General features: G+C 41.0%; 13 protein-coding genes. 10 read left to right on the top strand and 3 right to left on the bottom strand.

What is annotated here, in order from left to right; all coding sequences use genetic code 11:
• Positions 1-395 precede the first annotated feature (395 nt).
• From LI091_RS13555 to LI091_RS13510, 10 genes are all read left to right on the top strand, one after another.
• A complete protein-coding gene (locus tag LI091_RS13555) occupies positions 396-869 on the top strand; it encodes a sigma-70 family RNA polymerase sigma factor (protein ID WP_023922628.1) in 474 nt (157 codons plus the stop codon).
• 574 nt (positions 870-1,443) lie between these two features.
• The gene (locus LI091_RS13550) at positions 1,444-1,824 is read left to right on the top strand and encodes a type II toxin-antitoxin system PemK/MazF family toxin (protein ID WP_012744261.1); all 381 of its coding nucleotides are present in this window, start codon (positions 1,444-1,446) and stop codon (positions 1,822-1,824) included.
• A complete protein-coding gene (locus tag LI091_RS13545; protein WP_012744260.1) occupies positions 1,805-2,053 on the top strand; it encodes a DUF6870 family protein in 249 nt (82 codons plus the stop codon). Before LI091_RS13550 ends, LI091_RS13545 begins: the two co-directional genes overlap by 20 nt.
• A gap of 108 nt (positions 2,054-2,161) precedes the next feature.
• Positions 2,162-3,853: a recombinase family protein gene (locus LI091_RS13540; protein WP_023922627.1), complete on the top strand. Its 1,692-nt coding sequence runs from the start codon at positions 2,162-2,164 to the stop codon at positions 3,851-3,853.
• A 1-nt stretch (position 3,854) separates the two neighbouring features.
• Positions 3,855-5,546 carry a recombinase family protein gene (locus tag LI091_RS13535; RefSeq protein ID WP_012744258.1) on the top strand — a complete coding sequence of 564 codons (1,692 nt, stop codon included), beginning with the start codon at positions 3,855-3,857 and terminating at the stop codon, positions 5,544-5,546.
• Positions 5,543-5,887, top strand: a complete 345-nt coding sequence (locus LI091_RS13530) for a recombinase family protein (RefSeq protein WP_265191254.1) — start codon at positions 5,543-5,545, stop codon at positions 5,885-5,887. Before LI091_RS13535 ends, LI091_RS13530 begins: the two co-directional genes overlap by 4 nt.
• Positions 5,888-5,932: 45 nt before the next feature.
• Positions 5,933-7,120, top strand: coding sequence for a recombinase family protein (locus tag LI091_RS13525; protein WP_265191253.1), 1,188 nt, complete (start codon positions 5,933-5,935; stop codon positions 7,118-7,120).
• 112 nt (positions 7,121-7,232) lie between these two features.
• Positions 7,233-7,415 carry a tyrosine-type recombinase/integrase gene (locus LI091_RS13520; RefSeq protein WP_226845253.1) on the top strand — a complete coding sequence of 61 codons (183 nt, stop codon included), beginning with the start codon at positions 7,233-7,235 and terminating at the stop codon, positions 7,413-7,415.
• 215 nt (positions 7,416-7,630) lie between these two features.
• Positions 7,631-8,101, top strand: a complete 471-nt coding sequence (locus LI091_RS13515; RefSeq protein WP_015524623.1) for a low molecular weight protein-tyrosine-phosphatase — start codon at positions 7,631-7,633, stop codon at positions 8,099-8,101.
• Positions 8,102-8,407: 306 nt separating this feature from the next.
• Positions 8,408-9,340 (top strand): DUF5688 family protein, encoded by a 933-nt coding sequence (locus LI091_RS13510; RefSeq protein WP_015524624.1) that lies wholly within the window; start codon positions 8,408-8,410, stop codon positions 9,338-9,340.
• A gap of 163 nt (positions 9,341-9,503) precedes the next feature.
• Here the strand turns inward: LI091_RS13510 and LI091_RS13505 are convergent, their stop codons facing one another.
• The 3 genes from LI091_RS13505 to LI091_RS13495 form a co-directional block, all read right to left on the bottom strand.
• A complete protein-coding gene (locus LI091_RS13505) occupies positions 9,504-10,298 on the bottom strand; it encodes an ABC transporter ATP-binding protein (protein ID WP_021977269.1) in 795 nt (264 codons plus the stop codon).
• 2 nt (positions 10,299-10,300) lie between these two features.
• Entirely contained in the window at positions 10,301-11,215 is a 915-nt protein-coding gene (locus tag LI091_RS13500) for an ABC transporter permease (protein ID WP_022427133.1), read from the bottom strand.
• Positions 11,216-11,304: 89 nt separating this feature from the next.
• Positions 11,305-12,282 carry an ABC transporter substrate-binding protein gene (locus tag LI091_RS13495; RefSeq protein ID WP_022427132.1) on the bottom strand — a complete coding sequence of 326 codons (978 nt, stop codon included), beginning with the start codon at positions 12,280-12,282 and terminating at the stop codon, positions 11,305-11,307.
• Positions 12,283-12,466 lie beyond the last annotated feature (184 nt).

The following is a 12,466-nucleotide window of genomic DNA, read 5'->3' as shown; positions in this document are numbered from 1 at the left end:
ACTATGATGTTGTCAATAATCCTGATAAATTTCAACTATATATAGATGGAAAAGAAGTAGAAGAATAACACGGTGAACTTTTTATACTGAAATATGTACGATTTCAATAATGATGTGAACTTATAGGAATGTATTGCGGATACTTTGTGAACTTTATCCTGATACAATGATTATGCTGATGAAAGAAGGCATAGATAACTGAATATAAGAAAGAGACGAAGGCCTCAGTAGTTAAGAAAAAAACTACTGGGGCTTTTTTTCGTGCCTGAATTTCTCAGCCAATAACTGCGGGTATGTCCCGGCAGGATAAAGGCGGAGCAGGCATGATTCTAAACAGAGGTCCGCCTTCTGGATTTGAAACAAGCAACGAGATTTCAAATTCAGGAGGAACGGACATGTATATTGAACACCCATATTTTTATGAAGGAAAGTATTACGCAAATATTGATGGAGAGATGATTGAGATTACAAAAGAGGTTGCGTATGCGATGAACAATTTTTATAGAAGCAGCAAGGCAAAAAAGGTAGAAATCAAAAACGAATTGGGAGAGGTCGTGGACAAGATGTTGAGGGAAGTACCTTACAGTGGTCAGTCCATTGATGGAGAAGGCTTTATGATAGAGGATTTTCCGGATCTGAATTGTGATGTGGAGCATAGTGTGCTGACAAAAATGGAACAGCAGGATATCCACAAAGTGATCAATCAGCTGAACTCCGAGGAACGCATGATTATTTACGGTATTTTCTTTGAAAACAAGACACAGACACAGATGGCAGAGATTATGGGAATTTCCAGACAGATGCTGTCATACAAGCTGAAATCCATTCTTAATAAGATGCGTGAAATGTATATGAATAAATTTTTTTAAAAAATTTTTCAAAATCTTTTGCATCTTCCGAAGTCATTTGACTTTAGTAATTAGAGGAGCTTTAAGGACTCCCTAAAACGCACCGTGATAACTGAATATCCAATAATAACTGACGTGACATTTCATACAGTGAGCACGAGGAAGATGCCGCTATAGGATTATAAGACGTAAAAACATTTTTAGAGCTAATAATGCTGCGAAAAAGCACTGACCAAAGCCAGTCGGCAGGCTGGTGATGCGATGACATGTGTGAGATGCGATACACTTGCAGACCCTGAGAAGTCTGTAATTGGTAAACCTATGAACTGCCAGAGCCTGGAAACGAGAGTTTTTGGGTTGTGGTCCGGAGTATAGCATTCGGACAGGTTATTATTCCCTTCCTGCAGATGCAGGAGTAACGATTCGGGGTATCGAGGATAAATAGAATCGAGCGAGCACTGTTTAATAATCAAATTGGTTATAGAGGTTATGCGGCAGAGCTTTCCATCTTGGAAAGGAACTCTGCCGTATTCCTGTGGAGCCAATATAGCGCTAGGGATGCTTTACAAATAAAAAAAGATTGGAGAGATGACAAGTGACGATTCGAAGAGGAGATATCTTATGGGCGGATCTCGGTATGTTTCCGACAACTTCGGTTCAGGGTGGAGTAAGACCGGTGATCGTAGTAAGTAACAACAAAGCTAATACATACAGTTCAGTCATTACAGTAGTTCCGCTGACGTCAAGAATATATAAGAAGCGGTATTTGCCAACACATGTATTTATCAGTAAGTACGATATGACAGGGATCCGAAAAGGAAGCCTGGCATTGGCTGAACAGGTTATGAGTATTTCTACAAAATGTATTATTGAGAAATGCGGAAGAGTAAATAAGTGGAGCCTGGATCGGGTACTGAAAGCAGTACGGATTCAGATGGGAATGGAAGGAGAAGGGCATGACAGCAGAGGAATATAGAAATTATCTGGATCAGGATTTCAGTGATGTGGATATCAATGAAATGACTGATCTACGGATGATAAAAACAGACAGAAATAAATCGCTTCAGGAACGGAGAGATATTTTTCTGAATAAAGTAGGAAATCCTTATCTGGTCCGGATCGGTAATATGAAAGTAAAAGTCAGATTTGCAAATAACGGTATATCTATGGAGCAGGCATTTGAGAATATGCTTCTGAGTGTCTGAAAAAGTACTGGTAAAATTGAGGGGACTGTGTTAGAATGTCGGTAAGGACAAATTATGCAGCCCCCTTTTATTACATGGATTTTCTGACGTAATAAAAGGAGGTAAGATATGTATCAGAATATCAACAAAATCTATCATGCCGCCATCTATGTCAGATTATCTAAAGAAGATGGCGATATTTCCAGTTCAGCAAAACTGGAAAGTAACAGCATTTCTAACCAGAAAGCTTTGATTCTGGATTTCCTGAAAGACAAAAAAGATATTGAAGTTGTTTCAGTCCGAGTTGATGATGGCTACTCAGGCTCTAATTTTGAGCGCCCTGCATTCCAGGCAATGCTGGAAGATATCCGGCATGGGATTGTAGACTGCGTAGTGGTAAAAGATTTATCACGATTTGGAAGGGAATATATTGATTCCGGGAAGTATATCGAGAGATTATTCCCGGCTCTTGGTGTGCGTTTTATTGCCATCAATGATAATTATGACAGTCTTAAGGGAAAGAATCAGGCAGACGAAATCATTATCCCATTTAAAAATTTAATCAACGATGCTTATTGTCGTGATATTTCTATTAAGATCAGGAGTAATCTTGAGATTAAGAGGAAAAAAGGCGAGTGCGTGACTCCGTTTGTAGCATTTGGATACAGGAAGACAAAGACAGATAAGCATAAATTAGAGATTGATCCATCGGCGGGCGGTGTAGTACAGGATATTTTTAAGATGAAGCTGCAGGGAATGAGTCAGGATGCGATCGCTAATCGTTTAAATGAACTGGGTATTCTTTCCCCATTTGAGTATAAAATAAGCAGCGGCAGTCGTTATGAAACAGGTTTCCGGCAGAAAGAACAGGCACTTTGGAGTTCCGTTACGGTCCGCAGGATACTGGAAAACGAGGTTTATATCGGAAACCTTGTACAGGGAAAAAGGACAACTCCAAACCATAAAGTGAAGCAGACTTATGTGAAACCGGAAGATGACTGGATCCGGATTGAGAAAAATCATGAACCTCTGGTGAGTGACCGTGATTTTGAAATTGTTCAGAGGCTTCTTGGCATGGATACACGTACTTCACCTGACCAAAAGCAGGTATATCTGTTATCCGGAATTGCTGTATGTGCGGATTGTGGAGCACCTATGACAAGAAAGGTTTCTACTGTGGCAGGAAAAAAATATGCTTATTATCTATGTTCCACAAATAAAGAAACAAAACGCTGTTCCAGTCATAGAATACCGGAAAAGGATCTGGAAGATGCCGTATTAGTGATGTTGAAACAGCATATCCAGAATATCCTGCACCTGAAAAGAGTCCTGGAATTTATCGGTACTGTGCCATTTCAGGAGATCAATATGAAAAAGCTGCAGGACAGGCTGGAGAAGAAAAAGCAGGAGAAAGAACGCTGTAAGGAGTTACGGATGATGCTCTATTCGGATATGAAAGAGGGCATTGTATCAAAAGAAGACTATGTAGAGCTTCATGCAGCATATGGAAAGCGGCTTAGAAATGCGGAAGAGAGTATCCGTGCGATCCAGAAAGAAATGGATAACGAGCTGGAAAAAGCAGACAAAGCCAATACCTGGCTGGATTATTTTGTGAAATATCAGGATATTGAAGAACTGTCCCGCACTGTGGTGGTAGAACTGATCAGGCAAATCAGAGTATATGATAAAAAGAATATAGAGATCACTTTTGATTTTGATGATTGTTATCAGACATTGCTGAATCAATTACCTGCTATGGGAGTTGATATGGTAATAGATGATGATAACAATCTGCAGGTCAATGTAAAGGAGGTTGTATAAAATGGCACGAAAGAGCAGGAAAAACATTCCGGAAGTAGTCAGCAGTGCAACCGTCCAGACAGAGGTGAGCAGACCGTTCCGGGCAGGATTGTATGCCAGAATTTCAATGGAAACAGAAGAAACCTTAGAAAGAGGAACGATAGAAACCCAGGTGGAACTGATGAAAAACTTTGTGGCAGATACGGAAGACATCGCAGTTGCAGAAATATATAAGGATTCTGATTATTCTGGTACAAATTTCGACCGTCCTGGTTTTACGCAGATGATGGAAGATATCAAGCATGGAAAAATTAACTGTGTGATTGTAAAGGATCTATCCAGACTTGGAAGGAATTATGTAGAGACAAGTAATTATATTGAGCGTGTATTTCCGTTTTTTCATGTGCGGTTTCTTGCTGTGACGGATGACTTTGATTCTTTCCGTGAGGGAGTGGATCTGACAGTTCCCTTAAAAAATATCATCAATGAGTTTTATTCCAAAGACCTTGCAAAAAAGAGCAGCAGTGCCAAAAAAGCCCTGTGGAAAGAAGGAAAATTTACTGGTGCATGGGAACCTTATGGATACAGGAAATCAGAACAGGACAGACACCAGCTGGTAGTTGACGAGGAGGCTGCCGGACATTTACGAGAAATTTTTACTATGTATATGGATGGATGCAGCTACAGCGATATTGCAAAAAGACTGAATACAGATGGTATCCTTTCCCCGACTTTGCAGAGGGAATATTATAAAACAGGCGAAAAGCCTTCACCGGAATCCAAACCTTGGAATAATTATGAAGTGAAACGTGTACTTCAGGATGTCCATTGTACCGGAGATTCTGTATATGGAAAATATCAGCAGAGTGTTTTTCAAGGAAACAAGCAGAGAAATCTACCGGAGAGTGAGTGGCTCTATGCTGAGAATACCCACGAAGGAATTATTGATAAAGAACTGTTCCGGCAGGTACAGGAAAAAATCCGGGAATTTACGGAAGCATACAAAAAGAAGCATCAGCTGAATAATGGAGCCATTCGGAATCATAATTTCTATACCGGCAAGATCAGGTGTGGGGGTTGTGGGAACCGCATGGTGTTGTCCAGAGAAAAAACAGGGACATTTTATTATATCTGTGGTGCAGATGCGAACCATAAATCCGGAGGAAATCAGTGTAAGGGGCACAGAGTCAAAAAAGAATACGTGGATGAAGACGTCCTTCGCCTGATCCAGTCACATATGAAAGCCGTATTGGATACAGAGAAACTGATCCGTGAAATGAATTCTGCTTCCAGAAACCAGACACAGTATTTGCTTCTGGATAAGGAAGTGGGGAAACTTCGGCGGGAGTTGAGCAGGATCAGCAAGCGTAAATCTGATTTATATGAGGATTATTCGGAACGTCTGATTACAGAAGAAGAATACATGCAGTTTTCCCGTATCTATTCCAATGAAATAGAAAACATCAAGAACCGCCTGGATGTAGTATTGGCGGCACAGGTACGGTATTCCAAGGATTATCATATCGAGGAAGGATGGGGAAAAGTGATACATACTTATATGTCAAAGCGTAAGCTGACAAAAGAAATGGCAGATGCCTTTGTGGATTCAATTATTATCCATGGTAAGTATGATTATGAGATCAAGCTGGTATATGACGATCAGTTTGCAGATTTACAGAAATTAAAGAAAGAGAAGGAGGCGCAGTCAAGATGACAGATCATAGAAAAACAGCTGTTTACATCCGTTTATCCGCAGAAGATGACAATGTAGATGGCAGAGCTAAAAAAGAGAGCGACAGTGTAACTTCTCAGAGAATTCTGTTAAAATCATTTGTGATTGATCAGCTGGGTGTAGATGAGGCAGATATCCTGGAATATGTGGATGATGGTGTCAGCGGTACTCATTTTAAACGGCAGGGATTTCAACAGCTGCAGGATGACATGAAAAGTGGAGAAATCGGCTGTGTAGTTGTAAAAGACTTTTCCAGATTCGGAAGAGACTATCTGGAAGTTGGATTTTATATTGAATATATTTTTCCACTTCTGCAGATTTGATTTATTTCGATTAATGACAGCTATGACAGTGCAGCAAGCAGCGGAATGACTGGTGGAATGAATGTGGCATTGCAGAATCTGGTATACAATATGTATAGCCTGGATTTGTCCAAGAAAATTTCATCAGCAATGCAGACGAGAACAAAAAATGGTACACGTCTTCCGGTAAATGCCAGATATGGCTATAAAAAAGGAAAAGATGGAAGGCTGGAAGTTGATCCGGAGGCTGCAAAAGTCGTGAAAATGATTTTTCAGATGGCAGCGGAGGGAACAAGTTTTGCAGATATTACAAGGGAATTGAACAGACAGGCGATTGCTACTTGTGATGAGCAGAAATTATCAAGAGGGGATCAGGTGCAGTTCCAGAGGTTTGACACGATCAAAAAGAAACACTGGAGCCCTACGACAGTATCGGCAATCGTCCGGGATGAGATTTATATTGGAACCAGAATCTGGGGCAAAACACGTTGCAGTATGCATACGGGCCATAAAGCAGTTCTGAATGATGAAACAGAATGGGTTCGCCTGGAAAATCATCATACGGCAATTATAGACAGGGAATTGTTTGAAAAAGCAAATGAAATGCATCCGAAAAAGAAGAGAAGTGTTGCAGAATCACGCACCAATTTTACTCTGGAAAGACGTAAAAAACAGCCGGCCTTGCTGATATGTGCCAACTGTGGGCATTCTCTGTTAAAAGAAACAGAGCATCTGCTGAAATGTTCAGATGCCAGAACCAATGGTGATCCTGTGTGCCGAAGTCTGGTGATTCGTAGGGAACCGATGGAGGAGAATATCCTTGGGCTTGTCCGTCAGTATGCAGCGTCAATGTTGAAAAAAGGAAAGAAAGTATCTTCCAAAAGACAATGTGAATACAAAGAGATCAATACTACAGAATTGCAAAAACAGAGCCGACAGTTGACCTCGGAAAAGATGAAACTCTATGATGATTACAAAGATGGTCGTATAGATCGTGATTCGTATAAGCAGAGAGCTGAAAAGATAAGTGTACAGCTGGATGAAATAAAACGAAAGATAGAAGATGCGAAGAATAGTAAAAAGCTTCTTGAACAAAATGAACTTTCTGATAAAATAAAACTAAAAGATTTCTTGGGAATTCAGAAGTTCGATACAGAGAAGCTGCGTGAGGTTATCAAGGTGATCCGTGTTCATAGTCAGGATGAAATTGAAATCGAATGGAATTTTGACGATATTTTTTCAGAACAGAGATAACTTGAGCAGGACAAGAATGACTTATCAAAAGATAATAAAGGTGCTGGGACTACCTGATGGAAGCGTCAGATAGTCTTCGGCAGAAAAAAATAAAATTTTTTTTGTCCTATACTTGACACATCCACATGTATGTAGGCATACATATTGTTCCAATATGGCGAAAGCTGGAATGAATCCGAAGGCACTCCAATATTTAATGGGACATTCTGATATAGGGGTTACGTTAAACGTATATACGCATCTGGGATTAATTGATGCAAAAGAAGAGATGAATAGGATTGCAAAACTGGCATAGTATGATAAAATAATAGAAAAAAGAATTAAAAATAATCTGATTATAAGGTTCTTAGAAAGCCTGTTTTCCAGGCTGGTTATTACTAAGAAGTTACTAAATTTGGATAAGAAAATATACGAATTTATGCTGTGATATACAGGAAAATGACAGGATTGAAGATTATCGGAAAATGCCTGTAAACAGCGTAAATACAGCATTTCAAGGAGTTTTAAGCAATGATAAGTGTGTTATTTGTCTGCCACGGCAATATCTGCAGATCAACCATGGCCGAGAGTGTTTTTACGCACAAAGTAAAAACGCTCGGCCTTTCAGATCAGTTTTTGATCGACAGTTTTGCAACAAGTACAGAGGAGATTGGGAATCCACCTCACAGAGGAACAGTGAACAAGCTGAGAGAAGTGGGAATACCACTGGTTCCGCACAGAGCGAAGCAGATTACGTGGGCGGATTATGAAAAATCCGATTATATTATTGGTATGGATTCTGCTAATATGCGTAATCTTAACAGGATGCTGAAGAATGACCCGGAAGAGAAGCTTTATAAGTTTCTGACTTTTGCCGGATCAGGACGGGATATTGCGGATCCTTGGTATACAGGAAATTTTGACGAAACTTATGAAGATATACAGGAAGGTTGTGAGGGATTTCTGGATTATCTGGAGAAACATGGAGAAATCCATTACTGATATTTCGGAATGAGACACAAATCTGAAACAATACAAAAGGTATGACAGCAAAAGGCAGCGGAAGTTGCTTTTTCTGTCGATGAAAACTTCTTTACAAATCTGAAAACTTCTATTATACTTGTCCATACAGCAAGCAACTCAGATTCAGCAGAGAAATCTGCTCTCTGCAATTCTACAGTGGAAGTTCTTTCCACAGAAATATCTAATCATGTTATCAGATCAGAATCATTTTGTGCGTCGTTGTGAGAGCGCACAGGATTTTGTCAGGACATTCGTCCGCTTTGTTTCACAGAAAGGAAATTAAATATGGAAAAAAGTTATGAAACTTTTGTCACGGACCTGAGAAAGCTTCTTCTTGCGGCTATGGACCTGAAGGAAGAAGAAATTTATTTTTCAAACGATGGAGAAAAATATGGTTGTTTGGGAGATAGGCTATTTGTAGAGAGTGGTCATATGGAAAAGGCAAAAACAGTCTGCGGGTTGCATACAGAAGAGCTTTATAAAAGGTACTGTCAGGAACATTCTTTTGAAAATATCGTTCATGATTGTATTAGGGAGATAAAAAAAGTCAGTGAAAATTGTGTGCTATGTGATTTGGACGATCTGAAAGATTATGAGAAGGTAAAAAGCAGACTTTTTATTCGCCTTCTGAATGCAGATAAAAACAGGACTATACTGAAGGAGTTGGTTCATCACAAAATCGGAGATATTGCTTTAGTGGTTTATTATCTTGCAGGAGAAAAAGAGGGATATGTTCTGAGTGCAAAGATCAAGAAAAGCTTTGTGGAGAAATGGGGAAAAGATGCGGATACTGTTTTCGAAGCTGCTCTAATAAATACATATTTTATCAGTCCACCAAGAATCTATCATTGGGAAAAAATGCTGTTTGATAAGACATATGAAGGAGATAATTTCATGGATATCCTTGGAACATACCATCCAAATAAAGGGATTGCCGGGAATTGCCTGAGTACAGAAAAGCGTACTAATGGAGCGGCAGCAATCTTTTTGCCCGGGGTAGCCAGACGTCTTTCTGAACTTCTGGGGTCAGACCTGTATCTGGTTTTTACCAGTGTTCATGAAGTAATGGTCCATAATGCGGATGTGGTTTATCCGGAAGATTTGAAAGAAGTTCTAAGTGATACGCTCGAGAAAGCAACTCCGGAAGAGGATTATCTGACATCTTCCATTTATCGATACAGCAGAAGGAGTGGTGAATTCTCTGTGGAATTGAAATGAGCTAAAGAGAGGTGACATATGGAAGTGCTTTGAGTTTATCGTTATTTGGGCATTAGAACAGAAATTAAGGCCGGAATCCATCATAAAGAATGAAATTCCGGCCAGGTTCTTTCCATGTGTTATGCTGTTTGTCTAACTATTATAAGAGTTCTTTTTTTGTGGTTTAGCTGAGAAGTGCGGAATCGTTGGAAAATTCTTCACCGCTGGCTTCTTCGAATTTGTCCAGGAGATCTTTGACTGTAAGCTTTTTCTTTTCTTCGCCCTGGATATCCAGAATGATCTTTCCCTCCCACATCATGATCAGACGATTGCCGTGAGTGATTGCATCACGCATGTTATGGGTGATCATCATGGTTGTCAGATGATCGCGGTTTACGATCATGTCTGTGATCTCGAGAACCTTGGCTGCAGTCTTCGGATCAAGAGCAGCAGTGTGCTCATCCAGAAGAAGAAGCTGAGGCTTCTTTAAAGTTGCCATCAGAAGTGTCAATGCCTGACGCTGGCCACCGGAGAGGAGTCCGACTTTGGAAGTGAGCCGGTCCTCAAGACCAAGACCGAGAATCTTCAGGAGTTCGTGGTATTCTTCCCGTTCCTGGCGGGTAATGCCCGGACGGAGAAGGCGGGATTTTCCGCGGCGTTTGGCAAGAGCGAGATTTTCTTCAATTCCCATAGTTGCAGCAGTTCCGGTCATAGGATCCTGGAATACACGGCCAAGATACGCGGCTCTTTTATATTCGGAAAGTTTTGTGACATCGGTTCCACCGATAATGATCTTTCCGGAATCTACAGGCCAGGCACCTGCAACTGCATTCAGCATAGTGGATTTTCCGGCGCCGTTTCCTCCGATGACTGTAACAAAATCACCTTCGTTCAGATGAAGATCCACGCCGTTTAAAGCAACCTTTTCATTGATAGTGCCCGGATTAAATGTTTTATGTATATCGATCAGTTTCAGCATGATCATTTACCTCCCTGTTTGGCTTTTGTAAAGTATTTGCCCTTCCAGTATGGGAAAGCAAGGAACAATGCAACGACGAGTGCGGAAAGCATTTTCAGAAGGTCTGTATCAATTCCCATCCAGATAACAATCTGAAGTACCAGATAATAAAGAATAGAACCAAATACAACGCTTAACAGCTTCAGTGCAAAGTTGCGGAAAATACGGCTGAAGATCGCTTCACCGATAATTACTGCAGCAAGACCGATAACGATAGAACCACGTCCCATGTTGATATCTGCAAATCCCTGGTACTGTGTGAGAAGAGCGCCGGAAAGAGCAACAAGTCCGTTGGAAAGCATCAGTCCCAGAACCTTATTGCGGTCTGTGTTGATACCCTGTGCACGGGACATGCTTGGATTACATCCGGTCGCACGCAGGGAACATCCGAGTTCAGTTCCGAAGAACCAGTAAAGGACTGCAATCAGAATGATGATCATAATTGCTACGATAAAAAGCGTATTCTGTGTCAGAGCAACACCCTTGACACGTCGAAGGGATACCAGAAGATTAAATTTATCAACATTGATCGCCTGGTTTGCTTTTCCCATGATCTTCAGGTTGATAGAATAAAGGGAAAGCTGTGTCAGGATTCCGGCAAGGATAGCCGGGATGCCCATAAAGGTATGAAAAATACCAGTGGCAAGACCGGCCAGAAGTCCGGCTCCTGTTGCAACCAGCATGGACACCCATACATTGTGTCCGCTGAGCATCATCATGATACAAACAGCGCCGCCTGTACATAAAGTTCCGTCAACGGTAAGATCCGCAATATCAAGAATGCGGAATGTAATGTACACACCGATCGCCATGATTCCCCAGATAAGCCCCTGTGCGGCAGCTCCTGGAAGTGCGGTTATTAAACTCATAATCTGCATGTTAAATTATCCTCCTCTTTTTTATGCACGAACAGCGAGAAGGGGAACTCCCTTCTCGCTGTATCAGTGTATAATAGGTTTTTTACCGATTATTCAGCTGTTTTATCTGTTTCGATTGCTTCATATCCATCCGGAATTTTAATACCAAGCTCGTCACAGATGTCTTTGTTGTATTCTTTTGTGAATTTTGGTGCATATTCAATCGGCATTTTGGAGATATCTTCGCCATCCTGAAGGATGCTGACTGCCATTTCGCCGGTTTTGTATCCAAGATCATAGTAGCTGATGGAAAGTGTTGCAACACCACATGCCTGGCAGATACCTTCTTCACCAGCGATTACCGGAACCTTTGCCGGAAGACAGATGTTGTTGATGATCTCAGTATTGGATGCTACAGTATTATCTGTAGGTGCATAGATCACATCACTGTCATTGGCAGCTGTGGTAACAACGGATGAAAGATCGTTGGAATCAGAGAATGCATAATCTTCACAGGTATAACCAAGCTTCTCAAGAGCATCTTTTACTGTATCTACCTGATACTGGGAGTTTGGCTCTGCTGAGCAGTAGAGAAGTCCGACATTTTTTGCATCCGGGAAAAGCTCATGGAGCATATCGGCCTGCTCATCAAGAGGAGCAAGATCAGAAGTACCGGAAATGTTCCCGCCTACTGTTCCGTCAAAGTCATCGATTCCGAGAGCGACACCATATTCGGTAACGGCTGTTCCAAGGATCGGGATATCGGAAGTTCCGGCAGCTGCAGCCTGAAGAGATGCGGTTGCGTTTGCAAGGATCAGGTCTGCCCCTTCTGAAACAAAGCTGTTGATAATGGTAGAACAGGTATTAGAATCACCCTGTGCATTTTGCTCGTCAAATTTTACGGAATCACCCATCTTTTCAGTGATGGCATCCTCAAAACCCTTAGTTGCGGCATCCAGTGCGTCATGCTGGACCAGCTGGCAGATACCTATTGTGTAAGTCTTTTCTTCTTTGGCGCTTACTGTGGCAGCACAGGTTCCTGTTACAAGAGCTGCTGCGAGTACAGCTGTTAAAATACGCTTTTTCATATTGTTTTCCTCCTCACGATGTTGCTGCATTTTTGGATTATTTAAAAATACAACACTGATTGTGTTAATATAACACTTTAACGCTTAAAAGTCAAGAAGAATTAACGTGAAAATATGTTGAGTAAACAGATCCGGAAAACAAAATAAAGCATGAAATGAAATGCAGGCACAGGAAAAAACATAC

The organism is Blautia sp. MSK20_18, assembly GCF_020553125.1.
GTDB classification, from domain to species: domain Bacteria; phylum Bacillota; class Clostridia; order Lachnospirales; family Lachnospiraceae; genus Blautia_A; species Blautia_A fusiformis.
The sequence above is the reverse complement of the archived record's forward strand: the minus strand, read 5'-3'. Positions and strand labels throughout refer to the sequence as shown.

Excerpts from the sequence above, each read along its gene's own strand:
- LI091_RS13545 (WP_012744260.1), top strand. The coding sequence starts at position 1,805 with ATGACAGCAGAGGAATATAGAAATTATCTGGATCAGGATTTCAGTGAT.
- LI091_RS13505 (WP_021977269.1), bottom strand. The coding sequence starts at position 10,298 with ATGCTGAAACTGATCGATATACATAAAACATTTAATCCGGGCACTATC.
- LI091_RS13555 (WP_023922628.1), top strand. The coding sequence starts at position 396 with ATGTATATTGAACACCCATATTTTTATGAAGGAAAGTATTACGCAAAT.
- LI091_RS13500 (WP_022427133.1), bottom strand. The coding sequence starts at position 11,215 with ATGCAGATTATGAGTTTAATAACCGCACTTCCAGGAGCTGCCGCACAG.
- LI091_RS13510 (WP_015524624.1), top strand. The coding sequence starts at position 8,408 with ATGGAAAAAAGTTATGAAACTTTTGTCACGGACCTGAGAAAGCTTCTT.
- LI091_RS13530 (WP_265191254.1), top strand. The coding sequence starts at position 5,543 with ATGACAGATCATAGAAAAACAGCTGTTTACATCCGTTTATCCGCAGAA.
- LI091_RS13515 (WP_015524623.1), top strand. The coding sequence starts at position 7,631 with ATGATAAGTGTGTTATTTGTCTGCCACGGCAATATCTGCAGATCAACC.
- LI091_RS13495 (WP_022427132.1), bottom strand. The coding sequence starts at position 12,282 with ATGAAAAAGCGTATTTTAACAGCTGTACTCGCAGCAGCTCTTGTAACA.
- LI091_RS13540 (WP_023922627.1), top strand. The coding sequence starts at position 2,162 with ATGTATCAGAATATCAACAAAATCTATCATGCCGCCATCTATGTCAGA.
- LI091_RS13525 (WP_265191253.1), top strand. The coding sequence starts at position 5,933 with ATGACTGGTGGAATGAATGTGGCATTGCAGAATCTGGTATACAATATG.
- LI091_RS13535 (WP_012744258.1), top strand. The coding sequence starts at position 3,855 with ATGGCACGAAAGAGCAGGAAAAACATTCCGGAAGTAGTCAGCAGTGCA.